We start from the raw sequence: 26,214 nt of genomic DNA, 5'->3' as shown, positions 1-26,214 counted from the left end.
CCAACCTACGCCGATGCACCCGCGATTTGGAATGGCCGGCGCGGGGCAACTTAACTCGCCTCCGGGGTGCTACCGGGTCTCGACAACAAAGACCGCGAACGTTCCCTGCTCGAGTGCCTCGAAGTCGTGGGCCTGGTCACCGGGGTAGCTCATGTAGTCGCCCGGGCCGAGTTCCGTGGCGTTGCCGGCGACGGTGTTCGTGGCCCGGCCCGCGGACAGGATGATGTGCTCGACGGTTCCCGGGGCGTGCGGCTCGGAATGCTTGACGGCACCGGGCTCGGCGGTGATCAGGTAGATGTCCCGGCGTGCGTTCGGCGGGCTGGGTGCCAGCAGGGCGGCCGCGTAGTCTGCGGATCCCGAGGCCAGGCGCGGGCCCTCGCCGGCCCGGATAACGGTCACTTCGGGGCGGGGCGGATCGAGCAACACGGAGAGCGGGACACCGAATGCGGCGCTCAGGGCCCACATGGTTTCCACGCTGGGATTGCCCGCGCCCGATTCCAGCTGCGAGAGCGTGGACTTGCCGATGCCCGCGCGCCGCGCCACCTCCGAGAGGCTCAGGCCCGCGCGCTCGCGTTCCCGGCGCAGCGCGACGGCCACGCGTTCCATGGGCAGGGATGATTCGGGGTTGGACGTGGTCTTGGCCATGCGATCATCATAGCGGCCACTTGTTCACCTTGACGAACGACAGGCCTGCCGCCACACTGAACCCATGCGTTCTATATTTCGAACAGTCGGACGGTCTGCCGTCCACGAGTCGGTGATGGTCTCGCTGTCGGTCGGAGTCGTCGGCATTTCCTATGGCGCCCTGGGCCGGGACATGGGGCTGGATTTCTGGCAGGTGGTACTGCTGGCCGGCACGGTGCTGGGCGCGGCCTCGGAGTTGCTGTTCATCAATGTCATCGGCAGCGGCGGTTCGCCCGCTGTCGCCGTCCTGGCCGGACTCATGGTCAACTCGCGGAACCTCGCCTATGCCGTGGGAGCCGGCAAGTTCCTGCGCTCCGGGTGGCGGACCGTGCTCGGCGCCCACCTGGTCAACGACGAATCGGTGGCCATGGCCCTGGGCAAGGAAGGGACGGAAAAGCAGCGGGCCACCTTCTGGCTGGTCGGACTGGGAATCTTTGTGGCCTGGCCGGGAGGCGCGGCGATCGGCGCATGGCTGGGCTCCGTGGTCTCCCCCACGGCGCTTGGCCTTGACTCCGCATTCCCCGCGCTGCTGTTGTGCATGGCGGCCAATTCGCTGCGCAACAAGACCACCCTGCTGGCCGCTAGCATCGGGGTGATCTTCACCCTGGTGGCCTCCCCGTTCGTTCCCGCGGGCCTGGCCCCGGCCATGGCGTTGCTCGGGGTGGCCGTCGTGTATCTGACCAGCAAGCGCCGGAGGCGGGTTTCGGCATGAATGTCGAGGTGTTCCTGTGGTGCATGCTCGCACTGGCCGGCGGCACCTACGCCATGCGGCTGGGCGGAGTGCTGCTGCGCTCCCGGTTCCAGTTGTCGCCGGACGCGGAAAACTGGATCGACCGCTGCGTCATTGCCCTGCTGATGGGTGTCGTGGTGACATCCCTGGGGATTGCCGGCGAGGAGTTCGGCGGCTTCGCCCGCGTGGCCGGGATCGGCGCGGCGGGAATCGCCGTGGTGATGCGGGCGCCTCTGGTGGTTGTCCTGTTGGCCGCGGTGCTGGTGACCGGCGGCCTGCGCCTGCTCGGCGTCCCCTAAAGCCGCCTTGGCTCAGGTGCGTGAAAGCCATGCCAAGGCGTGGGCGTTGAACCAGTCCGGGCGCTGCAACGGCATCCCGTGCCCACAGCCCGCGACAATTTCAAGTTCACTGCCGGGCAGCTCCGCATGGATGGCCAGGGCGGATTCCCGCATCACGGCCCGCTCACGTGCCCCGGCCAGCACGATGGCCCTGCCGGGAAAATCCGGCCACTCTTCGGGCAGCGTGAAGCGCAGGTTTGCCTCCACCGCGGCGAGCAGCGTTTCCCTGCCAATGCCCGCGCTGGTGGCAATGTACGCCTCCATCATGTCCTCGGGGATAAACAGTTCCCGGGCCTGCAGCCGGGCAAACCAGCGCCTGCGGGCCAACGGGGCGCTGAGACCGAGAAGTGAGAGCGTGGGTTCTACCAGGGGCAGCGGCTTGGCCTGGGCGCTGACCACCATGACCCGGTCCACCAGTCCCGGGTGCGTTGCGGCCAGTTCGATGGCCAGCTGGGCACCCAGGGAGAAGCCGATGACGGCCACCGGGCGGGTGTTTCCGGCGACGAGCATGTTGGCCAGCGCCTCGATGGTGGCCGCGTGGTTCAGGAAGGGTTCCGAGGAGCTTTCGCCATGGCCGGGCAGGTCTGGCACCAGAACCCGGTATCTGGTTTCCAGGCTCCGGCGCAGCGAGGTCCACATCCACCCGGCGACTCCCCCGCCATGGAGCAGCAGCACCGGCTTGTCCGTTGCGGGCCCGAAACTGTTGGTGATCATCCAGGCAACCCTATCGGCAAGGCACGGGGGAAGGCGGTTTCAGGATTTGCCAGCCAACTCCGCGATGGCCCCGAAACTGGCCTGCAGGATCTTTTCCACCACCGCTGGCGGGTACCCCAGCAAGCCCAAAACCTCCTTGTAGCGGGCAATGTTCCCGCTCTTCCAATGTTCGGCAACCTCGGCCGGGCTGAGTTCCGGCTTCCAGCGGCCCACCGTGGCCAGGGCGTCTTGGGGGCTGATGGTTCCGGCAACCAGCCCATCAAGCAGCTTCTGGAAATCAGGGACGCGTTTGCGCCGGGCCTCGACCCCCGCGGTGTACACGCTGATCAACGACACCAGCAGCCCCACCACACCCACCAGGAATCCTGCCATCTCGAGGAATTCCGCGTGCGGGTCGTGCTCCGCCTCGCCACCGCGATCCCTGTCGAACGGTGCCGCGGCGGCCGCGAATGGCCCGGCCACCGCGGCGAGATCCGGCGTCAATTCGTCCTCGAACGTGCCCATGTCTTTTCCCCGTTTCCCGAAGGTTCCGATGTGCAGCCACTTGGCGCGGAGTCTAGCAACGAATCCGGCCCCGGGACATGGCCACGCAAACCGCCCGTGGGTGGAACACCGTCGCGCGGTGTTCCACCCACGGGCGGCCATTGGTCGTTTGCCATCCGGTCAGCAGGGCTTCGGGCTCTTGCCCCCGGGTGCGTAGCAACGCAGCCCGGTGTAGTCCGGGGCATCCACCGGGACGGCATCTTAGATGCGTATCGAGGCCCGCCACGGCTTCCTCAGCCCTGGCCGGCACGGCGCAGGCGACCTCGGCCACATAGAGCCCCGCGCCCTGCTCCGGTGCCAGCTGCTCGGCGGCCCGGCGGTGGTCCACGCGGCGCCGCGCAGGCCGCTCTTCACACGCGCCACACCTAGGCGGGCCTTTTCGGCAACCCCTGCCCAGATCTCCTAAACATCGGCTGACCAGACCCGTCGCCTCTGAATGGACCAGTAGGCTGGAACCATGACTTCTTCCCTTGACGCAGCAAAGAAGAGCCCCCGTGCCCGCTTCGTGACCGCCCTGGTCAGTGGTGCGGCCAGCGGGGCCCTGACGCTCATCGATCCCGCCCGTTTCAAGCCCTGCACCCGCAGGAGCCTGGTCGGAGGGTCCGGGGCCGCCTATGCGGCAGTGGCATGGGTCGGAAGCTCTGGCAGCGCGGAATACAAGCCCGGCAACGTGCTGCGCGGATCTCTTTCCCTGGGCCTGGGTGCGCTGGGGGCCATCGCCACGCACTACAGCTTCGCCCTGGACAGCAAGATCCACCAGGGACTGCTGCGCCGCGGCATCGGCAACCCGCGCCCGCTCATGGCCGTGGGCTCCGGCATCCTCACCGCGGCCCTGGTGCTGCTCGAGGCGCCGGGGCGGGAGGCCGAGCCCCTCGACTACGACGCCGACGCCGGGCCCGCGGAACGCGAGATCAGCGTGGAGCTTCGCGAGGTTCTCACCGGAATGCTGGGCGCCACCGAAGACTTCGGCGCCGCCCAGCTGCGCGAGCAGTTGGCCGGAGCCAGGGAGCAGTACTGGGCCGGCCCCGAAGAGTTCACCTGTTCCCTGTCCTTCGTGGTGCCCCAGGACGCGGATCGCACCGTGCCGCGCAATTTCATCTTCCCGGTGCACGCGGATTTCACCACCCCGGACGGGCATCCGATGCGCGTGAGCCTGCAGGTGCATGACGGCACGCTCGACACCCTGCTCATCGACGTGCAGCATGAGCAACTGGTCACGGCCAACACCGACGACGACGATCCGTTCGAATCGATTACCGGGTGGCCGCTGGCTTCCGAGGTCGTTTTCACTCCCGAGGCCTAGCGACAGGCGGCATGCCCGGGGCGTACCGTGGGCCCATGACCCGCTTCGCGATCGACCCGCCCGCACTGCTGGCCATCGTGCGGGCGGACACCACGGTGCACCCGGACCACCGGCTTGTCGCACCCCACGCGGTCCGCACCGCCGCACTCGGGCTGCTCTTGGCCGAGGTGGGGGCGGGCACGCTGGACGAAGCCGAGGCGCTGGCCTTGCACGAGGCCATGACAGCGGTGAAGATCCGCACCCTGGGCGATCGGGTCTCGCGGGGCACCGCCTGGAAGCTGGCACGGACGCACGGGTGGGCCTCACTCGGGGATGCCGAGTACCTCGCAGTCGGCATGCTCCAGGCCGACGCATTGGTGACGCTGGACCCGCGACTCGCCGCGCAGGCTGCAGGCGTCCTGCCGCTGGCTCCTTTCCCCGCGCTCTTCTCCGGCTGAACAAATCCGCCCACGGTGCACAGGCATGATTCACCGGTGGACTGCTGCAGATTCCCAACCCCGGCAAACACGGGGGCCGCGTTGAAGCCACGATGCATTCCCGACCATCAACGGCACCGATCGGTCGGCAACCACGGAGCAGTTCCAACACGTTGTTGCCCCCGGGCAGATCCACTACTGGACAGATTGCCCCCGTTCCCGGCACCCCAAGGGCGGATCGCGCCGGGCGCTGCTGAAGCGCGATTGGGTGCATGCGAATTTCACCGGGGCCCACACAGGTGGGCCCCGGCCGCTACGACAATTCCTAAAGGCCCTTGCCGCTGGGCGAGACGAGGATCTTCACGGCCGTCTCGTTGTGGTTGATCAGCGTGTCGAAGCCCTTGTCGATCAGGTTCTCCAGGGCGATCTTCCCGGTGATGAAGGGCTTGAGGTCGATCTTGCCGCTGCCGACCAGCTCGATGACCTCGGCGTGGTCGCGCACGTAGGCGATGGTGCCGCGCACGTCGATTTCCTTGAGCACGATCTTCTGCATGTCCACCGTCGCCGGGTGGCCCCAGATGGAGACGTTGACCAGCACACCGGTGGGCTTAAGGGCATCGAGCAGGGTGTCGAGCACCGCGTTGACCCCGGCGCATTCGAAGGCCACGTCGGCCCCGAGGCCGTTGGTGATCTCCAGGACCCGGGCCTTGACGTCCTCGGTGCTCGGATCCAGAACGTGGTCGGCGACCCCGCTGTCGCGGGCCTTGTCCTTGCGCGCAGCCGAAAGCTCGCTGACGATCACCGTCACGCCCATGCCCTTGAGCACCGCTGCGGTCAGCAGGCCGATGGGTCCGGCGCCGCCCACGAGCGCGATCTGGCCCTGGTGCACGCCGCTGCGCACCACCGCGTGGTGCCCCACCGACAGGGGCTCGATCAGCGCCGCCTCATCCAGCGGGATATCCCCGATGGGGTGGACCCAACGCGCGTCGACGACGATCTTCTCGCCCAGTCCCCCGCCGCCGCCGGCCAGCCCGATGAAGCCCATCTTGACGCACAGGTGGTAGTTTCCCGCCTGGCAGGAGGCACATTGCCCGCAGGTGAAGTACGGCTCGACCACGACGTTTTGGCCCACGGCGAGGTCCATCACGCCCTCGCCCAGCGCGGTGATGGTTCCGGAGAATTCGTGCCCCAGGGTCACCGGGGCTTCCTCGTGGGACAGCGGGTGCGGGTGGCCCGGGGAGGGGATGAAGATGGGGCCCTCGAGGTACTCGTGCAGGTCGGTGCCGCAGATGCCGCACCATGCGACGTCGATGGCCACCGCACCGGGGCGGAGCTCGGGCTCGGGGATCTCTTCGATGCGGATGTCTTTTTGTGCGTAGAAGCGTGCAGCTTTCACGGCGAATCCTTTCTCGAACGACCGGACGCGGGGCACGCGCCCGTACGGATACCGGAGGGCAAAATGGTTTGTCCGTGCATGGAATCCGTTCGTTCTCGACGCTACCGCCGTGCCGCGGCCGGTGGCTAGATCGAAGCGAGGAACTTTCGATGGACGGCAGGGAGGAAGATCGATGCAGGCCAAACATTGCGGTGGAGTCCGGCGTCAAGGGAGTGCACGAGAGCGCTAGTGACTCGAATAGTTGATGGTCATGATCGCTACGACTGCATGCGCATCGCTGCCGGGAGTCGTTTGATAGTGGTTGTTGTATTGGTAGTTGATTCGTCCGCTGGCTCCCTGCCTGCCCCGGCAGCCTTCCTCGTTTTCCTCCATCGCCTGAAGAACCTGCCGGTTTTCCCCAAACTACAGCAGGACACGACCAAGCTCCCCCTGCGGGGTTTGGTGGTGTCCTGCTGGTCTTGAATTGGATGGATCTTTTCGCGGGTCCATCAGCCGCCCGGCGGCCCCGTGCCGGGAAGGCCATCCTCGGATATGTTGCTTCGATGCAGCCCGGTTTTCATGCCCGGAAGGGGCGGTGCTTTCGAAATATAGGTGTGGCTGCTGGGTGTGGTGATGTTGAAGCTGTGCCGATCCCCTGGAGTCGGATGTTCGTCCCAGTCAGGTGCTTCCTTGGTCTGGTTGCAACTGAAGCAGCGACCCGAGGAATTGTCCTCGGTGGTTTTCCCGTTCTTCCGGACCTGCACCACATGGTCGATGTCGCGGATCTTTCCGTTGCAATAGGGGGTGCGGCAATATTGGTCACGCACCTTGATGAGCTTCTTCAGGTTTCCGCCAAAGCGCCGCGCCCTGGATTCCATTGCCACCAGCTGCCCGGTCCGGCTTTCAATGAACAGGCCCCTGACCCAGATCGCCAGTTCGTCCTCGGGACCTGCCGCAACCATTTTCCTGGCTCGGTTCGCGCTGATAAATCCGTAGCCCGGTATCAGCACGGGCTCGTTGCTCTCCCCGGTCAAAACGGCGGTGTCCATCACCAGCAGAATTTCAAGTGGGACGCCTCCGGCGACCTTGAGCCCGGTCATGAGCTCGTAGAAGGCGTCGGCCTGGATCTGCCCGGCACTTCGTTCTTCCCCGGGTTCCCTCTGGGCCTTTTCCGCTTCTCCGGCAAGCACTTGGAGAACGGCAATCCCCAGGGATAACGGCAGTGTCCCGCTGATCATGACCTCGTGGGCGTTGATCTGGTAACCACCGATGCAGCGGTTTTTCCAGGCTTTCGCCTCGAGATCCTCCTCGGTCTTGGGCTCCAGGATCTTCGCCCAGTAGGCAACGATGTCAGCCAGCTTTGCCGTTCCCTGCTCGAAGCAGTTGTGCGTTTCTTCCCAGAGCAACCTGTCGACCAGTTGCCGGTTGGCGAGTTCCAGGTTCCGGGTTCCACTGATCACGATCTGGGCCTGCGCCCAAGTCACCTTGCCGTCACGCAGTCCCKGTCGGGTCAAGGGCAGGTCCGCCCCCATCATCCTGGAGCTGTTCATGAATTGGGTCCCGCCCTTTGGCGAGATGCGCATGGCCAGCGCGACTTCCTTGGAGGCTCCCCAACCCGGGTTTTTTTCGCGGAGGTTACGCCTTTTCCGGGCGGCCGACAGGGAATCTTCGTAGGCCACGGCGTGGTCGGCCTGTTGCGCGAAGATCGCGCTCTTCGCGGCCTCCATCGCGGCGATGTTTTCCACGGTGTCGAAGTGGTCTGCAGGGATGTCCATGCGGTTCAGGCCGGAAGCCACGCACCTGATTCCGGCGGCGCCGTTGCTGGCAACATAGTCAGCCACCACCGCATCCAAGTCGACGCCTTGGGCCTTGAGGTCCGCATACCCCAGTCCAGTGCCGGAACCATCTCTGGTGTTTCCGGCTGAAAGAGTACCGCCCGATGACTTACTGGCCATATAACCAGTATAGAACGATTACCCGAAGTAGAAAATAGTTGTTTCACATTTTTCGTATAAATATTCTACTCACTACCGGCAGGTCTCCATTCTCCCCGAGCTGGATGCTATTTGCGCCCGGTGAAGTGCTCCATGGACTTGTACACCCCGAACACGCGCCCTGCGACGACGTCCCAGGCGGCAATCGGCAGCACCCCGCGCAGCGCAGTGCTCAGCTTCACGGTCCAGGGCATCATCAGCATCGGCTGACCGTCCTTCATGGCCCGCCAGACCCTCTCGGTCACCGGGCCCGGCTCCAGCAGCGGGGTCAGCAGCGGCCCGCGGGCGCCGGCGAACATGCCGGTCTTGATGTAGGAGGGACAGAAGGTGGTCACCTTGATGTGCCGGTGCCCGGCCTGCACCAGTTCCAGGCGCAGCGAATCGCTCCAGCCGATCACCGCCCACTTGGAGGAGGAGTAGACGCTCATCTTCGGGTTGGCCAGCAGCCCGGCGGCAGAGGCCACGTTCACGATCCGCGAGGTTCGACCGCGGGAGATCATTTCGGGCAGGAATTCGCGGGTGATGTGCATCAGCGCGAGGGTGTTGATGTTCATGGTCGCGGCGATGTCGGAGCGCTGGTCGTGTTCCCAGAAGTACTTGCCGCGCACGATGCCGGCGTTGTTGATCAGGATGTCCGGGGCCCCGACGCCGGAGCGCACCGCCTCGGCGGCTTCCTCGATGGATTCGAGCCGGGACACGTCCACCACCATGGTGTGGATCTGGCTGCCGCCGGCGCGCAGCTCGGCGGCCGTGCGCTCGAGCTCCGCCGCGTTGATGTCCCAGAGGATCACGTGGCTGGCATGGTCGCGGACGGCGAGCTGGGCATACATCTTGCCCATGCCCATGGCCGCCCCGGTGATGAGCACGGTCGATCCGGCCAGTGTGTCGATGACGGGGTTCATGGCTTCTCCTGGGTTGTTGTCGCGTTCTGGGGTGCGGGGATGAGTTTTCCGGGGTTCATGATGCCCGAAGGGTCAAGGGTTTCCTTGATGCCGGCCAGCACCGCGATGCCCAGGGCGCCGATTTCCGCCTCGAGGTACGGTGCGTGGTCGATGCCCACCGCGTGGTGGTGGGTGATGGTGGCCCCGGCCGCGACGATGGCCTGGGAGGCGGCTTTTTTCACGCGGGCGTTTTGCGCCGGCCCGTCCTCCTCCAGCCCGGCCAGGAACGTGAAGTAGAGCGAGGCGCCGTCCGGGTAGACGTGGGAGATGTGGGCCTGCACGTACCCGGTTCCCCCGCCTTCCGCCAGGGCGTCGAGGATGGCGCCGCGCACCGCGGCGTAGGTGGCCTCGAGCCTGGTCCAGGTGGCGGCGGTTTCCAGGGTCTCGACCAGCACGCCGCGGGTCAGCAGCTCGTCGCGCAGGTAGGGCCCGGAAAAGCGCCCGCGCTCCCAGGCCCGGGCCGGTAGGGGTCCGACGTAAATCCCCCCGGCGGCGCGCAGGATCCGTGCGCTGCGCCGCTTGCGGGCGGCGGTTTCGCGCTTGGAACCCTCCCAGACGAACAGGGCGAGCGCGGGTGCGTGCTGGCCGCGCAGCCCGAGGTACCTGGACATGGCGGCGGTCTTGGGGCCGCCGAGCTTGAACGTGGCCGCAGTCTGGTCGGTGTCGCTGAGCCTGCACACGTGGGGCATGTCCCCGCGGACGCCCTCGTGGCGCAGCCGCCGCAGGGCTGCGGCCCCGGCGTCGAAGGATTCGAAGGACCAGGCGCCGTGGCTCCTGGATTCGGGCAGCGGGTGGATGAGCACCGTGGCGGAGGTGATGACGCCCAGGGTGCCCTCGGATCCCACGACGAGGTCCAGGAGCCTGGGCCCGGCGGCTGTCCCCGGTGCCGTCGAGCCGACGTCCATCGGGCCGGCGGGCGTCTCGAGATGGACGGCCTTGACCAGGTCGTCGGAGCGGCCGTACCCGGTGGAGGCCTGGCCGGCGGAGCGCGTGGCGACATAGCCGCCGAGGGTTGCCTCCTGGTGGCTTTGCGGGAAGTGGCCGAGGGTGAACCCCAGCGGCTCCAGGTCCGCCTCGATGGCCGGTCCGCGGATCCCGGCCTCGAAGGTGGCGGTGCGCGAGAGCGCGTCGAGGTGCAGCAGCTTGTCCATGCGCCGCATGTCGAGGGTGAGCACCCCGGAGAAGGGGCCGTGTTCCGGTTCGACTCCCCCGACGACCGAGGTGCCCCCGCCGAAGGCGACCACGGCCAGGCGCCGCCGCACGCATAGTTCCAGGATCCGGCGCACCTGGTCGGCGCTGCCGGGGAAGAGGACCGCGTCGGGCGCCTGCCGCGCGTCGCCGCCACGGATGCGCAGCAGGTCGGGCGTGCTCTTTCCGCCGGAGTGCAGGATGCGTTCGGTGCGTTCGGTCGAGACGTGGTCGACCCCGCAGATCCCGCGCAATTCGGCCAGCACTTCCTCGCCCAGGGCGGAGGTGTCCAATTCGATGTCCGCGAAGTCGACGGGCGGATGCGTGGCGTCCACGTGCCGAAGCCCGAGGGTGGCGCGCAGGTATTCGAGGCCGCCGGCGGCCAGCGGCTTGGCCCGGGCCGGGTCTCCCCAGCCGTACCAAACCGAGCGGGGAATCGTCACTGTGTTCTGGGTCACCATGCGATACAGTGTGACACATGACGTCACAACGTACCAGCAGCCCCGCCGACGAGGGCCTCCTGCTGGCCACGCGCGCCTCGGTGGTCCGCCACGGGGTGCGGCGCACCACCGCGAACGACATTGCCGAACGGGCGGGGGTCTCCCGCATGACCTTCTACCGCCGGATGGGCTCGGTGGAAAACGCCGTCCTGGCCACCCTGACCCGGGAGTTCCGCACCGCCGCCGCGGATGTCCGCTCGGCCTCCCCCGCCGGCACCGGGCGCGAACAGCTGGTGCACTTCGCCATCGCGGCCGTGCGGGTCTTCGCCACCTCGGAGCTGCTGGAATCGATTGCCGAGCGCGACCCCGAATTCCTCATCCCCTACGTCACCGACAGGTTCGGCGCCAGCCAGCAGCTGATCCTGGACCAGCTCGAATCGCTGCTCGCCGCGGGGCAGGCCGACCACAGCATCGAGGCGGGCGAGGCCACCGCCGCCACGCTGCTGCTCGCCCTGCAGGGCGTGGCGCTCTCGGCGCGGCTGCTGCGCAAGAGCGGCACCTTCGACCCGACGCTGAAGGAGCTCGAGAAGATGCTCGTGCGGCACCTGACCCCGCAGCCGGGCGGCACCCGATGAGCAGGCAGGATCCGACCTGGATCAACGACGCCACCCGGCAGCGCTCGCTGGAGCATCTGGCCGGGCACGAAGTGGACGTGGCCGTCATCGGCGGCGGGATCACCGGGGCCGGCGTGGCGCTGGATGCGGCCAGCCGCGGGTTGTCCGTGGCATTGCTCGAATCCCGCGACTTCGGCTCCGGCACCAGCGGCTACAGCTCCAAGCTCGTCCACGGCGGGCTGCGCTACCTGGCTCGCGGAGACCTGCCCGTCGCCTGGGAATCGGCGGTGGAGCGGCGCTGGCTGATGCAGCACATCGCCCCGCACCTGATCCGCCCGCTGGGCTTCATCATCCCCGACACCACCGGCGCCCGGCGCGCCCAGACCGCCGCGGCGGGGGCCGGCGTGCTGCTCTACGACGCGCTGCGCCGCACCTCGGGCCTGCATTCCTCCATCCTGCCGCGCCCCCAGCTGCTCTCGAAGCAGGCCGTTGCGGCCATGGCGCCGGCCCTGGACACGCCAGGGTTGCGCCGCGGCCTGCTCTACTGGGACGGGCAGGTCATCGACGATGCGCGGCTGGTGCTGGCCGTGCTGCGCACCGCCGCCGGGCTCGGCGCCCATGTGCTGCGCGATGCCAAGGCGACCGCGATCACCGCCGGCTCCGTGGAGGCAATCGACACCCGGACCGGCGAATCCCTGGCCATCCGGGCTCGGAGCGTCATCAACGCCGCCGGCGTCTGGGCGGCCGATTTCGATGCCGGCCTGGAGCTGGTTCCGAGCCGCGGCACCCACCTGGTGGTGCGCGCCGCACGCCTGGGCAACCCGCATGCCGCCCACACCGTGGCGGTCCCCGGGCACTTCGGCCGGTACGTCTTTGTGCTGCCCCAGCCGGAGGGCACGGTGTACATCGGGCTGACCGACCAGGAGGACCGCGACGCCGACGGCCACCGTCCCGCCGTGCCGGAGCACGACATTGATTTCCTGCTCGGTGTCGTCAACCGGGTGCTCGATCCCCCGCTGGCCCGCACGGACGTGATCGGCTCCTTTGCCGGGCTGCGTCCGCTGGTGCGCTCCGCGCCGGCCAGCGGGTCCGGCGGCACCGCGGACATTTCCCGCCGGCACCTGGTGAAGGATGTTCCCGGGGAGCCGATCACCGTGGTGGGCGGGAAGCTGACCACCTACCGCCGCATGGCGCAGGACGCGGTGGACGTCGCAGCGGCCCGGCTCGGGGTCTCCACGCCGAGCCGGACCAGGCGGCTGCCGCTGGTCGGCGCCGCACACCGCAGCGCATTGGCCTCGCTGGACGCGCCGGCACGGCTGGTGGCCAAGTACGGCACGGAGGCGCCGGCGGTGCACGCCCTCGCCGGGGAACACCCGCTGCTGGCCGAACCGCTCTTCGAGGGCACCGGGATCACCGGCGCTGAACTGCTCTTCGCCATCCGCGCCGAGGGGGCAACGGGCGTCGAAGACCTGCTGGAGCGCCGCACCCGGCTCTCCCTGGTGCCCGCGGACGCGGCCCGGGCCTCCGGCCGCGCCGCCGAGATCCTGGCGCTGGCAGCCGGCACCCCGTCCGTGGAAGGACCGGGCGCATGAAGGCGCCCTCGTCCGAGCCGGCCCTGCTGCTGGTCAATCCGACCTCGGGCCGCGGACGCGGCCTGAAACACTGGGAACAAACGGCCGCCGCCCTGCACGCGGCCGGATTCACCCCGGTCGTCCGCATCACCGAAAGCCTGCAGGAGGCCACCGACCGGGCGCGCGCGGCCGCGGCCGGAACCCTGGTGGCGGTGCTGGGCGGGGACGGGTTCCTGGGCGCCGCTGCGGCCGGGGCCAGGGAGTCCGGCGCCATCCTGCTCCCGCTGGCCGGGGGCCGGGGCAACGACACGATCCGCCGCCTCGGGCTGGACCTCGACCCGGCCACGGCCGTGCGCCGGCTGCCGCGGCTGGTGGTGCGGCAATTGGACCTGGGGCTGGTCAACGGCCGCGCCTACTTCGGGGTCGCGAATGCCGGCTTCGACGGGCTGGCCAACGAATACGGCAACGGCGCCCGGATCAACCTCGGACCCTTCGTGTACCTCTACGGCGGGCTGAAGGCGTTCCTTCAATGGCGCAACGTCACCTTCACCCTGGACGTGGACGGGGTGCAGCACACCGTTCCGGGCTGGTTTGTCGCAGTGGGAAACGTCGGCCAATACGGCGGAGGGCTGCACATCTGCCCGCTGGTCAAGGTCGACGACGGCCTGCTGGACGTGGTGTCCCTGGGCCAGGCCGGCATCCTGGGCGTGGCCCTGACCTTCCTGCGTTCCTACCGCGGCACGCACCTGAGCCAGGGGAACATCACGTTCAGCCGCGGCCGCGAGATCACCATCAGCGCCAGCAAGCCGCTGAACATCTATGCCGACGGGGAAAACGTCGGCCCGCTGCCGGCCACCATCTCCATCGCACCGCGCGCGGTCAGCGTCCTGGTGCCCGCCGATTCCCCGGTGTTTGGCTGAGGCGCCGGACCACCTGCCACTATCCAAATCCACGGGTCATGCCCGATAATCATTCAGTTGCATGCCTTGGGTGGGACGTGCGGCGACGGGAGCGGGCATGTGCCTAGCCTTTCAGGCACATCGGGTGGGGCCCGGTGTCCAGCCACGGGGCCATGGTGGTCCCCGGGTCACCGAACAGCGAAGGTCTTGCCATGAAACGAACCGCCATTGCGCTTGTCCCGGCACGAATCCCCGCCAGGTTCCCCCGGATCCTGCGAACCTTCTCCCTCCTGGTCGCGGCGGGGCTGTGCCTGGCGGTGGGCCCGATGCCCGCCCAGGCCGCCGTGATCGCGCCCCTGGCGGAGGATCCCGGGCCGGCCGGCAGCTTCGAATGGAAGGGCTTCAACTGGCAGAAACGGTTCTGGGGCGGGGCCCCCCAATTCAACCGGATGTTCGACCCGGCAAATGTCGGCAACCCCGACGCCAACGGGTATGTCACCCTGAGGTTGTCCAACCCCACCGGCGCGGCCCCGGCGGGTGCCGAAATCCAGTCCACCCGGCAGGGGTTCGGGTACGGAACCTACAGCACCACCGTTGCCAAGAACGTCAGCGCGCTGCAAAAGGAGGTCGTGTGGGGGTGCCTGTTCACCTACGACCCCGAGGCCTCGCCGGGATACAACGAAATCGACCTGTGCGAGGCCTCGGCCTGGGGCGGCGGCGCCGCCTACGGCGAGAACTGGCCGGTGACCCAGGGACACGGCTACTGGTTCGATGCCCTGCTGCCGCCGGGCGAGGGCAACAGCACGATCACCTTTCCCACGACGACCACCGCCGTGCTGACCCACCGGCTGATCTGGGAGCCATCCAAGCTGACCTTCGAGACCTTCGCCGGGACCGGATTCGCCGGGACGCTGCTCAAGCGGACCGTGATGCAGGGCGCCACGGTCCCGGTTCCGGCCAACGAAGCCATCCACTTCAACCTGTGGGTCACCGGAGGCGGCGGCGGAGACCCGCTGCATGTCGCGCCCGAGTCGGTGGTCATCCGCGATTTCTCCTTCGCGGCCCCGGGCACGCTCACCGCACCGACTCCGACCATCAGTGGCACCCTGGCCACCGGCAACACGCTGAGCGCGAACCCCGGCACCTGGACCACCGGCACCACGCTGAAGTACCAGTGGTACCGCTCGGGTGCCGCCATCCCCGGGGCGACGGTCAAGACCTACACGCTCGCCGCGATAGATGCGGGCGACACCATCAAGGTCCGGGTCACCGGCACCAAGACCGGCTACACGACGGTCTCGAGGTACTCGGCCGCGACCGCGCCGGTGGCCTGAGCGGGGATGTTGCGGGGCGGCCGATGGCCGGTTGGCCACCGGTCCCCCGCAACCTTCAGAGCAGAATCCGGGCTAGGACTTCAGCGCGCGCACCGGGACGATGCGCTTGATCGCCAGGCCGAGGGCCAGCAGCGCGAAGCCCGCCAGGGCGTACCAGAAGGCCTCGCCCGCTCCGGTCATGGCCAGGGCCGCCGATCCTGCGCTTGCTGCCATGGGGATCATTGGATTGTTGTACATCTTGGCTACCAGACCTTCTTGGTGTTGAACAGTGCATCGGCGAATGCCTTGGCGTGGGCGGCCTGCAGGAACAGGTCAATGACCATTTCGTACATGGTGGCCGCCAACAGCATGTATTTCCATCCCCGCGGCCGCAGGGTCACGACGCGTTCAAGCACGAACACGGCGGTCACCGCCATCCAAATGGCATGGATGTGCAGGCCGGCTCCCGATCCCACGGCGTAGGCAATCGCCCCGGCATAGGCCAGGGTGACCAGGACGCCAAGCATGGACAGGAACTGCCGGCCCCAGTAGGGACGGGTGACCTTGGTCCAGCCGTACTGCACGCAATTTTCAACAGCACCCCGCTTCCAGCGCAGGCGTTGGGCCCACAGCTCGTGCCAGGTCGGCATGACCTCGGTGACCAGGGTGCAGTCGGCCGGGGACAGGATGGTGTGTCCCAGGGTGAGCAGCGCGAAGGACAGTTCGTTGTCTTCGGTCAGCACCGAGGTGTCATAGACCCCGCCGCGGCCGTTGCCGGCCGGCAGCGCGCCCCGGGTTCGCGCCACCGAGACGCCCCGAAGGGTCCGCACCCGGAAAAGCGCCGCGGTTCCCGTCACGACGAGGCATCTGCCGTGGAGCCTTTTCACGTCCCTGGCGTACCTGGCGTACTCGTTGCGTTGCAGGTGGCCGACGAAGCCGCCTCCCGGGCCTCCGCTGAACACCCCGCCGACCGCGCCAAGCGTGGAGTCCGCACCGAGGTGGCGGACGGCGTTTTCGATGAAGTCCCCCGCCAACTGCGAGTCCGCATCCTGGACCAAGACCAGCTCGTCCCCGTCGGCCGATTCGAGCAAGCTGCCCAGTGCGAAGTTCAGCGCGCCGGCCTTCTTGTCCGTGTTCCCGTGCGTGCGGATGACTTCGGCCCCCTGGGCCAGGGCCAGCTGCTCCGTGGCATCGGTGCAGTTGTCGGCAATGACGATGACCCGGTCCGGCCGGCGGGTTTGCTGCCCGAGCGAGTGCAGGGTCTCGATTATGGCCCCGGCTTCGTTGTGTGCGGGGACCAGCACGGTCACCGTGCCGCCGTCGGCCCGATGGGTTCCCCGGGCGGGTTCCGCGGCGGGACCCCGCGGCGCGGTCGGATCGCTGCCTGCCCCCATGGTGCGGTCGTTGCGCATCGGATTCCTGCCCTTGGTCGTGTTTCCCTGCCCTTGCCCCACTGTTGCAGTTGAATCTCAACCTACGGGCAAGGAACCCGCACAAAAGGAACAGGACTGCAACAGGAATGGTGCAAGAAAACCGCCTGGTGGCCGGTCCACGGCTTCCCGCCGCCGGATCGGACCTTCGGGTCGGCTTCCGTCGCGGGCAGGGAGACCAAACGGGTGTTGGGAAGCCGCGCCGCGGGCCATGGAACTGCCCGGTGTCGGGCATCGCCGGGCGGGAGGACAAGACAAGAATGCGAGTCGGTAAAGGGTCCTAGCCCTTCAGGAAGGCCAGCAGGATCCGGTTGACCTCCTCGGCATGGGTCCAGAGCATGCCGTGCGGCGCCCCTTCGATCTCGTGGAACTGCGCGGCGGGAAGGGCCTTGGCGAAGCGGCGTGCGGTGTTTTCGATCGGCAGGATCCGGTCCGCGGTGCCGTGCACGATCAGCGTCGGCACCTTGATCGCGGCAACATCCTCGCGGAAGTCGGTCAGCCAGGTCGGCTGGGCGGCGACCGAGGCAAAGGGCGAGGCCGCATAGGCCACATGCTTGTTGGCTTCCAGCGCCTCCGGGCTCAGCCGGTTGCCCAGGAACTGATCGGTGTTGAAGAAGTTCTTGAAGAACTCGGTGAAAAAAGCGTATCGGTCGGCCTTCACGGCCTCGAGCAGGGGTTCGAAGGTCGAGGCGGGCAGTCCCTCGGGGTTGTCCGCGGTCTGCAGCAGGAACGGTTCCAGGGAACCGAGGAACACCGCCTTGGCCACCCGCGCCGAGCCGTGGTTCGCCAGGTAGCGGGCCACCTCCCCGGTGCCCATGGAGAAGCCCACCAGCACCGCGTCGTACACGTCAATGGCTTCCATCACGGCGTGCAGGTCGGCGGCAAAGGTGTCGTAGTCGTAGCCGTCGGTGGGCTTGGAACTCTTGCCGAAGCCGCGGCGGTCATAGGTGATGACCCGGTAGCCGGCCTCCAGCAGGGCCGCGGTCTGCTTCTCCCACGAGGTGCCATCCAGCGGATAGCCGTGGATCAGCACCACCGGCTGGCCGCTGCCGTGGTCCTCGTAGTGGAGTTCGATCGGCTTGCTGTTCTCGGTTCCTACGCTGATGGTTCCCATGGGGATCTTCCTTTCACCGTGCCAGGGCGCGCGGCGCAACGCCGCACTGCTTTCCACGCTATGCAGGCGGGGTGCTGCTTGGCAAGGACGCCGCCGCACCGCCCGCCGCTCCCCTCCCGGGTCCCCGGACGTGGGCGAGCCCTGCCTTACCGCTCGACGAGCATCTCGGTGTGGCCGTGCAGGGTGCCGGTGGCGAAGCCGATCTTTACCGGTTCGGGGGTGCCGCAACAGGACCCCGCCACAGGCTCGGGGGCGCCGGCTGCCGGTGCGTCGCAGGAGCCGGCCAGGTCGGTGGAACACACCCCGGTGTCCGGCAGCTCCAGTTCCACGGCCTGGGCTGCGGCGCGGTCCCCGGCCAGGGCGGCGGCGATGGAGCGGACCTGCTCGTAGCCGGTGGCCAGCAGGAAGGTCGGGGCCCGGCCGTAGCTCTTCATCCCGGCGATGTAGAAGTCGGTTTCCGAATGGGCCAGCACGGACGCGCCGTGGGCGGAAACGGTGCCGCAGCTATGGAACTCCGGATCGATCAGCGGGCCAAGCTGGCGCGGGGCCTCCACAACCTGGTCCATGTCCAGGCGCAACTCCGAGAGCATCCCCAGCTCGGGACGGAAGCCGGTGGCCGGGACCAGCAGGTCCGCCTCCAGCCGACGGCCATCGGCGAGCACCACGCCGAGTTTCTCCCCGCGTTCCAGGGTGGTGACGGCGAGGTTTTCAACGATGGTGATGTCGCCGTTCTCCACGCAGCGGCGCAGCGAGGTGCCCAGCTGTCCGCGGGCCGGCAACTGGTCCGCCGGTCCTCCTCCGTACAGGCGGATCGGGTTGGCCGCCCCGCGCAGGCCCCACAGGATGCGGGTGTCGGGGTGGTGCTGGCGCAACCGGCCCAGGCTGATCAGGGTGTTGGCCGCCGAATGCCCGGCACCGAGCACCAGGACGGTCTTTCCGGCAAAGTGTTCGCGGCCGGCTCCCAGCGGATCCGGCAGCGGGGAGGTGACGATGCCCATGGCCCGGGCGTCCGCCTCGCCGATGGCCTCGATGCCGCAGCGGCCGACCGGGCTCGGGGTCCCCCCGGTGCCCGAGGCGTCGATGACGGCCCGGGCCTGGATGTCCACAAGTCCCCGGGCGGTCGCGGTGCGCAGCAGGAAGGCGGACTCCGCCCGGTCCTGCGACCGGGCCTTGTCCACGGAGTTGCCATCCGGCCGGACGCGGGTGACCCGGGTGACCCGGTGCCCGTAGCTGATGCGCGGGGCCATAGCAGGGTGGGCCGCCAGCGGCTCGAGGTACTCGGCCACCATCTCGGAACCCGTTGGGAGGCGGGTTTCGCGAGGTGCTTCCCAGCCGCCGGCGTAGCCGTTGGTGGGTGTTTCGAGCAGCCGGCGGGCGGCGGCGTCGATGTTCCAGCGCCAGGTGGAGAAGAGCCGGATGTGCCCCCAGCTGCGGATGGCGGCACCGGCACCGCTTCCGGCCTCGAGGACGCGCACGTCCTGGCCGCGTTCGAGCAGGTGCGCCGCGGCGGCCAGCCCGATGGGTCCGGCGCCGATGACGATGATCGGGTGGCTCTGGTTCATGGTCTTCCGCTCCTGGGGGGGTCGAGGGGGTGTTACCTGGTGGCGGGCAGCAGTTCGGAGATCAGGGTCTCGATGCGCGCGCGGATCTCGTCGCGGATCGGGCGCACGGCTTCAACGCCCCGGCCCGCGGGATCCTCCAGAACCCAGTCCTCGTAGCGCTTGCCCGGGAAGATCGGGCAGGTGTCCCCGCAGCCCATGGTGATGACCACGTCCGATTCCTTCACGGCCTCGGTGGTGAGGATCTTCGGGGTTTCGCCCGCCATGTCGATGCCCACCTCGCCCATGGCCGCGACGGCCGCAGGGTTCACGGTGTCCGCCGGGGCGGAGCCTGCGGAGCGGACCTCGATCTGCCCGGCCGAAAGGTTGGCCAGGAAGGCCGCGGCCATTTGGGAGCGTCCGGCGTTGTGGACGCAGACAAACAGGACGGAGGGCTTGGCGGCGGTGTTCATGCTTGCACCTTTGCGGGGTTGAAGGAGTCGAAGAACTTGCGGGACCAGAGCGCGACGTAGACCAGGGCCACCAGCAGCGGCACCTCGATCAGCGGGCCGACGACCCCGGCCAGGGCCTGGCCGCTGGTGACCCCGAAGGTTGCGATGGCCACGGCGATGGCCAGTTCGAAGTTGTTGCTGGCCGCGGTGAACGCCAGCGTGGTGGTGCGGGCATAGCCCATGCGCAGGGCGCGGCCGATGAGCATCGAGGCGCCGAAGACCACCAGGAAGTAGACCAGCAGCGGCAGCGCGATGCGCACGACGTCCAGGGGCTTGGCGATGATGTTGTCGCCCTGCAGGGCGAAGAGCAGCACGATGGTGAACAGCAGGCCGTAGAGCGCCCAGGGGCCGATCTTGGGCAGGAACCTGTCCTCGTACCATTCGCGGCCCCTGGCCTTCTCGCCGAAGGTCCGGGTGAGGTACCCGGCCACCAGCGGGATGCCCAGGAACACGAGGACCGAAAGCGTAATGGTCCAGATGGAGAATTCGGCGCTGGTGGTGGGCAGTCCCAGCCAGGACGGGAGTAGCTGGAGGTAGAACCAGCCYAGGGCGCCGAAGGCGAAGACCTGGAAGACGGAGTTGATGGCGACCAGCACGGCGGCGGCCTCGCGGTCCCCGCAGGCCAGGTCGTTCCAGATGAAGACCATGGCGATGCAGCGGGCGAGCCCGACGATGATCAGCCCCGTGCGGTACTCGGGCAGGTCGGCCAGGAAGATCCAGGCGAGCACGAACATGAAGGCCGGGGCTAGCACCCAGTTGATCACCAGCGAGGTGACCATGAGTTTTTTGTCGCTGAGCACGGCGCCGGTCTCGTTGTAGCGGACCTTGGCTAGCACCGGGTACATCATCACCAGCAGGCCCAGGGCGATGGGCAGGGAGATGCCGGCGACCTGGATGGAGTCCAGGGCCGCGCCCAGCGAGGGAATGACCCGGCCCAGCACCAGCCCGAGGGCCATGGCCGCCAGGATCCAGACGGCCAGGTAGCGGTCCAGGGTGGAGAGCTTGGCGCTCAGGTGCCGGGTCTCGGCGGGCGGGGCATTGGGCGTCACGCGGGTTCACTCCAAAAGGCATAGGCATCGACGAGTGTCGATGTATCGAGTATCCTTGCATATATCGACGATTGTCAATCTCCCGTCCGGGAGCCCAGGAAAGCGAGGCAAGGCACATGCCCACACCGGTTGCCACCCCAGTGCGTCGGGACTCCCCCGCGGATCCCGTGCAGGAAACCGAAGCCCCGTGCTGCGTTCCTTCCCACGGGCAGGAGTCATTGCTGGCCGGCGAGGCCGAGGCCCTGGCGGCGCGCTTCAAGGCGCTCGCCGACCCCAACCGGCTGCGCATCCTCTCGATCGTCTCCTCCTCTCCGGAGGCCGAGACCTGTGTCTGCGACTTGTCCGAGCCGTTGAACCTGGGCCAGCCCACGGTCTCCCACCACCTGAAGATCATGGTGGAGGCCGGGCTGCTGACCCGCGAAAAGCGCGGCGTCTGGGCGTACTACTCGTTGGTCCCCGGCGCGCTGGACTCGCTGGCGGCAACGCTCAGCCCGAAGGCCAGCCGATGAGCTCCGCGCCATCGCGGCCCGGGCGCCCCGCCGTCCTGTTCGTGTGCGTCAAGAACGGCGGGAAATCGCAGATGGCCGCTGGCCTCATGAAACTCGAGGCGGGCGACGACATCACCGCCACCTCTGCCGGCACCAAGCCCGGAACAGCCATCAACCCGCTCACGGCCGAGGTCCTGTTGGAGGTCGGCGTCGACATCGGCAATGAAAAGCCCAAGGCGTTGACCGAAGAGAACATGCGGGCCGCCGGGCACGTGGTGGTCCTGGGCACCGAGGCCAACGTTCCGGCCGTTGACGGCGTCCAGGTCGAGGTCTGGGAAACCGACGAGCCTTCCCTGCGCGGGATCGAGGGCCGGGAGCGCATGGAACTTATCCGCGATGACATCCACGCACGCATCAAGGAACTCAAGCACCGCCTTCTGGATTCCCGCTAGACCCTCGCGCCTCGCTTGGCCCGGACCCCCCGGGCAGGCCGACAACGTGCCGCCCGGGACGCCTGCCACGTCCGGGCGGCGCGCTGCGTCTTGAGATGCGCATCCCGGAGCACCTTTTAAGGCGACGGAACCCGCCCGAGGGAGTTGCGCTTGTACGGAATGCAGGCGATTTCGGTATCCATCGGTCGAGACCAGGACCAACGGGCCGGTGCGCCCGGTGAGGATACTCCGGAAGCGGGGCGCCGCCCGTGGACACCCCGTCGACGCTACGCGGTTCGGGGCCCGCCGGGCGCAGGGGCCAGGGGGCCGGCCGCACGTACACCTAGCGACCAGATGCCGCCCGAGAAGGACGAACCATACGGGCATGCCGACCCAGCCGGTGAGCCCGACCACACCGCCGACGGCAAAAACCGTCCACTGCGGCCACCCTGCCGGTGCCAGCAGGCCGGCAGCGACGATGAAGCACCCGGCGAGGAAGCCGGCACCGACGGCCTTGCCGCCGCGCCCCAGCCGGGGTGGGATGGCGCCACCGCGGCGCAACCGCGTGCAGATGGCCACCAACCACAGGGCCTGCGCCGCGAGCGCCACTATCGCCGCGATCGTGGCGGGTACGAAGTCGAGCACGCCCGCCACGAGCAGGAACGAGGAAACAGCACCCGCCGCCAACAACACCACGACGACGGCCATGCCCGGGATCGCACGGCGGGAGTCGGACACGGCGCGCTGCAGGCGGATGAACACGCCGGCAACGCACAGGTTGGACAGCCCGCCCAGCAGGTCGCTGGCCGGCCCAAAGATCTTCGGGCCGGGCCTCGAGATTTCCGTGCCATACATCATTCCCAGCGCCGCTGCGGTTGCCACACCGATCACCCCCGCGGCGAGGGCAAGGTAGCCGGTCCCGGCGACACCGCCAAGTGGATTTCCCGTTTGCATGATTCCTCCGTTCGGACCGAACCACGAGTGCATGGTGCCGGTCATCGACTCCTGGATTCATGGTGCGCCGTCGGCGGCGTTGGCGCATCCGTGGAACCACGCATTCGCCCGTCGTTTCCGTGTCGTGCGGCTGCCGGAATCGGCGGGCGATGGATGGCAACCGGGTCAATTCCAGCGCGCCCTGTCCGTGAAACGCTCAGGATGCGGCGTGGTCAAACGAGGAGGCGACGGCCGCGGCCAGCTCGCGGCCGGTGAGGACGGCCGGGCGGTAGGGCTCGATGGCCCCGGCCTCGATGAGGCCGATGGCGCCGCGGGCGAACTCCGCGGGATTGCGGACATCGAGCTGGTTCAGCGCGGTCGGCGAATAGTCCCACCAGGCGCTGCGCACCAAATCGTTGGCGGTCTGTTCATCGAAGCGTTGCCGGATGATCTTGGCGGGCACCCCGGCCACCACCGCGTAGGGCGGCACATCGCGGGTGACCACCGAGTTGGAGGCAACCACTGCCCCGTCGCCGATGTGCACGCCGTGGCCCAACGTGACGTTCTCCCCGATCCACACGTCGTTTCCGACCACCACGGGGTCGGGTGCATAGTCGAACTTCCGGTAGGCGGGAGTTTCTCCCCGGTCCCGTTCGAAGGTTTCCATCATAAGCCGGCGGTTGTAGAAAACCGGGCTGGTGGAGGCCCATTCGTGCGGATGCATCGCCCCCATGACCTTCACGCCCTTGGCAATGGAGGTGTAGCGGCCCACCCGCGTCGAGAGCGGGAGCCGCGAGTGGGTGTAGGAGAAGGAACCCAGGCCCACCAGGTGCCGGCCGCTTCCCGCCCAATAGGTGGCGTAGGGCTCCAATCTCAGGTCAGCATCGAACTTGATCAGGCTGTCCTCGCCGTAGCTGGCCCCGGTCCTCTCGATCGTCTTGGCCCCGGGACCCATCAGGAATATCCGGCTCGAAACCAGGTGCGGGCGAAGTTCTCTAAGGCGCAATTGCATCGTACGACCTTAGCCACCGAACCCGGTGGTTTCGTTGGCGTTTGCTGGCAAGACCATGGCCGTCGGTGTTGCCGGCGCAACTTCCCGCACGGGTTTGCCGGCCAGGTGCTTGAGAATGTCCGCGGTGTCGGTGACCCTGGCAAAGCCGTCCCCGTGGAGGTTCACCGCCGTTGCGGTCATGAGTTCCTCCGCCGTGAGACGAAGGGGCGGACCGCCTGTGAGAGCCGGCCCCTCCAGGTCGAAGGTGGTTGTTGCATCCAGGGGAAMCAACACGTCGAATCCCAGGTTTCCGCCCATTCGCGCGGTGGTTTCCACGCACAGGTTTGTCTGGATTCCCGCCACGACAATCGTTCCCAGTCTGCGGGAGCGCAGCCAGCGTGCCAGGTCCGGCGTCCCGAGAAACGACGAGTTCACCGTCTTGGTGACCAGCAGGTCTTCTCGCAGCTCGAGCACCTCGGCCATGAACCGGTTACCGAGGGAGCCGGCGCGCAAGGTCGATAGCGGATGGACGCTGTCATGGCGGACCTTCACCACGGGTAGGCCGCGCGCCTCCCAGGCTTGCCCGAGCGCGGCAATATTCGCCAGGGCCGCGGAGAAGTTGGCGGAGCGTCCCCAAGAAGGATCCCGGAACCGTTCCTTTTTAAGTGCGTCTTGGCGACGCACTGGCTCCCCGGACGGTCTTGGGAGCCTGCCGCCGGCCGGTTCCCGGCGGGCCCGGGCGGCTCGTGGCCGCCGGGCGAACTGGGCCTGTGCCGGTGGCCGCACCCTTGGATGCTTGATTGGGCCTGGGACTGGGTTTGCCCGCACCCGTCCACTGTCGGGTGCGGGGACCGTCCTCCCGTCGCCTAATCCTGCATCCGAGGGCGCGCCTGCCGATGGCCACGGATGCGGCGTGGTGCCGCGTCACCGTCCCACCGGAAGCTGCTTGCAGGGGTTTGTGCCAGTGCTGGCCGCCCCATTTGGATGTGTAGGCGGGGTCCACGGCGATCACGTGGATCCCGCGGTTGGCGGCCATTCCCACCAGCCGGTCCCGGAATTTCCCGGTCGGGATCCCGTGCACGGTGCGCCGAAAGCGCTTGCCGCGCGCCCCGCGGCCCATGGTCTCCCGGCCTGTGCTGCGTGAATCCTCGAAGTCGAGGTTCTCGATGGCGATCGCTGCAGCCCCGGTGTCCCGGGCCAGATCCAGCAGGGTGGTGATTGCCGACCGCAGCCGCCCATCCCGCGCGCCCGCGTTCAGCCCGGCCAGCTCCAGCGGGATCGTGATTGGCTGGCCGACCGGGTTGCCGGAGGCATCCAGCCGGCAGGCCGCCAGGTGGTCGGCATTCAGGTCCACGCCCACCACCCCGGAGGACTGCAACGCCTCGAGCGGCAAGACCTGCAAATCACCATATGACCAGGAAGCATCCAGGTACCAGCGCCCTTTCTCGGGGTCGAAGCCGATGTCGTAACGGATGCACCGGCGTGAGGCGACCCGGTCCGTCCACTCCTCACCGCGGTGGGCGAACGCGACCGGGACCGACAGCACCAGGCGGTCACCCAAGGCCGGGACCAACGGGGTGGGAACCTTCACGGACAGTTTCCCGGGCAGCCCGGTCCCGGCAGCGGTCAGCCGGATGGTTTGGTTGCCGCCAATTGAACCGGATTCCCCGTCCGCGGTCAGGAACATCCGCGAGGCGGCCCACCGTTCTTCCCACTGCACCCGGGTGAGGCCGGCTTCGCCGAGGTGGTTGCGGGTCTTCCACAGGCGTCTCCCGCCCACCGAGATCGACGGGCGGCCCGCGGCCAGCGCCGTCTGCGCCGCCTCAAGGCGTTCCTGCAGCTGGGACAGGCGGCGGGTTTTCTGGAACCGCTCCGACTCGCTCCGGTAGCCGCGGTTCTTCCCGTCCTTCGGGCCGGCGGGCACCGCGATCCGGCGGTGCAGGGCCGCGGTGGCGGCCCGCAGGTGCGAGACCTCCGCCACCAGCGCGCGCATGCCTAGCTGGTATTGGTCCTCGGCGGCCCGGGTGATGGCACCCGCCCACCGGGAAGACGATACGGCGGTGAGGTTCCGCTTGCGTTCGGTGCGGGCCCGCTGGGCTGCAGGGACCCGGCCCAAGGCCACGCGGCCGGCCAGGTCGGTGCGGTACAGGTGCCCCAGGTGTTCGCCGATCGTGGTGAGCGCTGCTGCCTCGGTGTCGGTGGGGCGCAGCCGGGTGCGGATCCGCACCCCGGCCGGCGGGGCGACCACGAACGGGACCACGATCCTCCGCAGCCCACCGGCATTGCGGGCAGGATCCCGCCCGGCGGGTGCCTCGGATGGCTGGATGGGTGTGTCCATGCCTCAATCATCCGCCCCGCCACCGACGCTTTGGTGCCTACCGGGCGGGGATGTGGACAACAGGACGCTCCCAACCCTGTCGGCAGTTGGCACGCGGGGCGGGACGTCCCGCAGCGGCCACGTTCCCACCCGTGGGAACAGTGCGGGGCCGACACCGCCGCCGCACCACCGGCAGCCAGCAGGGCGGGGACTTCCAGGCTTGGGCTGGCCCACGGACGTGGACAACGCCGCACCCGAAGGCATTCATTCGTACGCAAACGCATTCCCGGGCCAACTGTTGGGAACCCCTCCTGGACATCGACAAGGACAAGTGCGGCGTGGGAAATC

At 68.3% G+C, this 26,214-nt stretch carries 26 protein-coding genes; 10 read left to right on the top strand and 16 right to left on the bottom strand.

Annotated features, from left to right (window positions below; all coding sequences use genetic code 11):
- Window positions 1-69 precede the first annotated feature (69 nt).
- Window positions 70-645 carry a helix-turn-helix domain-containing protein gene (locus tag BLJ79_RS13785; protein ID WP_071215336.1) on the bottom strand — a complete coding sequence of 192 codons (576 nt, stop codon included), beginning with the start codon at window positions 643-645 and terminating at the stop codon, window positions 70-72.
- 115 nt (window positions 646-760) lie between these two features.
- On the opposite strand from BLJ79_RS13785, the gene BLJ79_RS13780 reads away from it, so the two are divergent.
- Window positions 761-1,396, top strand: coding sequence for an AzlC family ABC transporter permease (locus BLJ79_RS13780; RefSeq protein WP_286135411.1), 636 nt, complete (start codon window positions 761-763; stop codon window positions 1,394-1,396).
- Window positions 1,393-1,713, top strand: a complete 321-nt coding sequence (locus BLJ79_RS13775; protein ID WP_071215334.1) for an AzlD domain-containing protein — start codon at window positions 1,393-1,395, stop codon at window positions 1,711-1,713. Before BLJ79_RS13780 ends, BLJ79_RS13775 begins: the two co-directional genes overlap by 4 nt.
- Window positions 1,714-1,725: 12 nt before the next feature.
- On the opposite strand, the gene BLJ79_RS13770 is transcribed toward BLJ79_RS13775, so the two are convergent.
- Both BLJ79_RS13770 and BLJ79_RS13765 read right to left on the bottom strand, forming a co-directional pair.
- Window positions 1,726-2,466, bottom strand: a complete 741-nt coding sequence (locus BLJ79_RS13770; protein ID WP_071215333.1) for an alpha/beta fold hydrolase — start codon at window positions 2,464-2,466, stop codon at window positions 1,726-1,728.
- Between the two features lie 39 nt (window positions 2,467-2,505).
- Entirely contained in the window at window positions 2,506-2,970 is a 465-nt protein-coding gene (locus tag BLJ79_RS13765) for a hypothetical protein (RefSeq protein ID WP_071215332.1), read from the bottom strand.
- A gap of 496 nt (window positions 2,971-3,466) precedes the next feature.
- Here BLJ79_RS13765 and BLJ79_RS13755 point away from each other — a divergent pair, with 496 nt between their 5' ends.
- Window positions 3,467-4,312 carry a hypothetical protein gene (locus tag BLJ79_RS13755; RefSeq protein ID WP_071215330.1) on the top strand — a complete coding sequence of 282 codons (846 nt, stop codon included), beginning with the start codon at window positions 3,467-3,469 and terminating at the stop codon, window positions 4,310-4,312.
- A 35-nt stretch (window positions 4,313-4,347) separates the two neighbouring features.
- Window positions 4,348-4,749 (top strand): PIN domain-containing protein, encoded by a 402-nt coding sequence (locus tag BLJ79_RS13750; protein ID WP_071215329.1) that lies wholly within the window; start codon window positions 4,348-4,350, stop codon window positions 4,747-4,749.
- 304 nt (window positions 4,750-5,053) lie between these two features.
- On the opposite strand, the gene BLJ79_RS13745 is transcribed toward BLJ79_RS13750, so the two are convergent.
- The 4 genes from BLJ79_RS13745 to BLJ79_RS13730 all read right to left on the bottom strand — a co-directional run bounded on the left by BLJ79_RS13745 (window position 5,054) and on the right by BLJ79_RS13730 (window position 10,687).
- Entirely contained in the window at window positions 5,054-6,124 is a 1,071-nt protein-coding gene (locus BLJ79_RS13745) for a 2,3-butanediol dehydrogenase (RefSeq protein WP_071215328.1), read from the bottom strand.
- 488 nt (window positions 6,125-6,612) lie between these two features.
- Complete coding sequence (locus tag BLJ79_RS13740; protein ID WP_175475480.1) at window positions 6,613-7,944, bottom strand: DUF222 domain-containing protein; 1,332 nt, start codon at window positions 7,942-7,944, stop codon at window positions 6,613-6,615.
- 221 nt (window positions 7,945-8,165) lie between these two features.
- Window positions 8,166-8,999 (bottom strand): SDR family oxidoreductase, encoded by an 834-nt coding sequence (locus BLJ79_RS13735; protein WP_083411300.1) that lies wholly within the window; start codon window positions 8,997-8,999, stop codon window positions 8,166-8,168.
- Window positions 8,996-10,687 (bottom strand): FAD-binding oxidoreductase, encoded by a 1,692-nt coding sequence (locus BLJ79_RS13730; protein ID WP_071215326.1) that lies wholly within the window; start codon window positions 10,685-10,687, stop codon window positions 8,996-8,998. The genes BLJ79_RS13735 and BLJ79_RS13730 overlap by 4 nt, the downstream gene beginning before the upstream one ends.
- Before the next feature lie 17 nt (window positions 10,688-10,704).
- On the opposite strand from BLJ79_RS13730, the gene BLJ79_RS13725 reads away from it, so the two are divergent.
- From BLJ79_RS13725 to BLJ79_RS13710, 4 genes are all read left to right on the top strand, one after another.
- On the top strand, window positions 10,705-11,301 hold the full coding sequence (locus tag BLJ79_RS13725; RefSeq protein ID WP_071215325.1) for a TetR/AcrR family transcriptional regulator: 597 nt from the start codon (window positions 10,705-10,707) through the stop codon (window positions 11,299-11,301).
- Window positions 11,298-12,872: a glycerol-3-phosphate dehydrogenase/oxidase gene (locus BLJ79_RS13720; protein ID WP_071215324.1), complete on the top strand. Its 1,575-nt coding sequence runs from the start codon at window positions 11,298-11,300 to the stop codon at window positions 12,870-12,872. The genes BLJ79_RS13725 and BLJ79_RS13720 overlap by 4 nt, the downstream gene beginning before the upstream one ends.
- The gene (locus BLJ79_RS13715; RefSeq protein WP_071215323.1) at window positions 12,869-13,771 is read left to right on the top strand and encodes a diacylglycerol/lipid kinase family protein; all 903 of its coding nucleotides are present in this window, start codon (window positions 12,869-12,871) and stop codon (window positions 13,769-13,771) included. Before BLJ79_RS13720 ends, BLJ79_RS13715 begins: the two co-directional genes overlap by 4 nt.
- Before the next feature lie 191 nt (window positions 13,772-13,962).
- Window positions 13,963-15,084: a hypothetical protein gene (locus BLJ79_RS13710; protein WP_286135409.1), complete on the top strand. Its 1,122-nt coding sequence runs from the start codon at window positions 13,963-13,965 to the stop codon at window positions 15,082-15,084.
- Between the two features lie 72 nt (window positions 15,085-15,156).
- Here the strand turns inward: BLJ79_RS13710 and BLJ79_RS22950 are convergent, their stop codons facing one another.
- The 6 genes from BLJ79_RS22950 to arsB form a co-directional block, all read right to left on the bottom strand.
- Window positions 15,157-15,297 (bottom strand): LPXTG cell wall anchor domain-containing protein, encoded by a 141-nt coding sequence (locus BLJ79_RS22950; RefSeq protein ID WP_286135408.1) that lies wholly within the window; start codon window positions 15,295-15,297, stop codon window positions 15,157-15,159.
- A 29-nt stretch (window positions 15,298-15,326) separates the two neighbouring features.
- On the bottom strand, window positions 15,327-16,475 hold the full coding sequence (locus tag BLJ79_RS13705) for a glycosyltransferase family 2 protein (RefSeq protein WP_071215322.1): 1,149 nt from the start codon (window positions 16,473-16,475) through the stop codon (window positions 15,327-15,329).
- 298 nt (window positions 16,476-16,773) lie between these two features.
- On the bottom strand, window positions 16,774-17,607 hold the full coding sequence (locus BLJ79_RS13700) for an alpha/beta fold hydrolase (RefSeq protein WP_071215321.1): 834 nt from the start codon (window positions 17,605-17,607) through the stop codon (window positions 16,774-16,776).
- Window positions 17,608-17,753: 146 nt separating this feature from the next.
- Complete coding sequence (locus BLJ79_RS13695) at window positions 17,754-19,169, bottom strand: FAD-dependent oxidoreductase (RefSeq protein ID WP_071215320.1); 1,416 nt, start codon at window positions 19,167-19,169, stop codon at window positions 17,754-17,756.
- Window positions 19,170-19,201: 32 nt separating this feature from the next.
- A complete protein-coding gene (locus BLJ79_RS13690; protein WP_071215319.1) occupies window positions 19,202-19,618 on the bottom strand; it encodes an arsenate reductase ArsC in 417 nt (138 codons plus the stop codon).
- The gene (arsB, locus tag BLJ79_RS13685; protein ID WP_071215318.1) at window positions 19,615-20,706 is read right to left on the bottom strand and encodes an ACR3 family arsenite efflux transporter; all 1,092 of its coding nucleotides are present in this window, start codon (window positions 20,704-20,706) and stop codon (window positions 19,615-19,617) included. The genes BLJ79_RS13690 and arsB overlap by 4 nt, the downstream gene beginning before the upstream one ends.
- 116 nt (window positions 20,707-20,822) lie before the next feature.
- On the opposite strand from arsB, the gene BLJ79_RS13680 reads away from it, so the two are divergent.
- Entirely contained in the window at window positions 20,823-21,215 is a 393-nt protein-coding gene (locus BLJ79_RS13680; protein WP_083411299.1) for an ArsR/SmtB family transcription factor, read from the top strand.
- A complete protein-coding gene (locus BLJ79_RS13675) occupies window positions 21,212-21,646 on the top strand; it encodes an arsenate-mycothiol transferase ArsC (RefSeq protein WP_071215317.1) in 435 nt (144 codons plus the stop codon). Before BLJ79_RS13680 ends, BLJ79_RS13675 begins: the two co-directional genes overlap by 4 nt.
- A 1,129-nt stretch (window positions 21,647-22,775) precedes the next feature.
- Here the strand turns inward: BLJ79_RS13675 and BLJ79_RS13665 are convergent.
- From BLJ79_RS13665 to BLJ79_RS13655, 3 genes are read right to left on the bottom strand one after another with little or no spacing between them, the layout of a single operon-like run.
- The gene (locus BLJ79_RS13665) at window positions 22,776-23,570 is read right to left on the bottom strand and encodes a CatB-related O-acetyltransferase (RefSeq protein ID WP_071215315.1); all 795 of its coding nucleotides are present in this window, start codon (window positions 23,568-23,570) and stop codon (window positions 22,776-22,778) included.
- 9 nt (window positions 23,571-23,579) lie between these two features.
- Window positions 23,580-24,233, bottom strand: a complete 654-nt coding sequence (locus BLJ79_RS13660) for an isochorismatase family protein (protein ID WP_083411298.1) — start codon at window positions 24,231-24,233, stop codon at window positions 23,580-23,582.
- On the bottom strand, window positions 24,211-25,887 hold the full coding sequence (locus BLJ79_RS13655) for an IS200/IS605 family element transposase accessory protein TnpB (RefSeq protein WP_071215312.1): 1,677 nt from the start codon (window positions 25,885-25,887) through the stop codon (window positions 24,211-24,213). The genes BLJ79_RS13660 and BLJ79_RS13655 overlap by 23 nt, the downstream gene beginning before the upstream one ends.
- Window positions 25,888-26,214 lie beyond the last annotated feature (327 nt).

Source organism: Arthrobacter sp. UCD-GKA, from assembly GCF_001863355.1.
In the GTDB taxonomy this organism is placed as follows: domain Bacteria; phylum Actinomycetota; class Actinomycetes; order Actinomycetales; family Micrococcaceae; genus Paeniglutamicibacter.
Note: the sequence above shows the minus strand (reverse complement) of the source record. Positions and strands in the feature narration are given on the sequence as shown.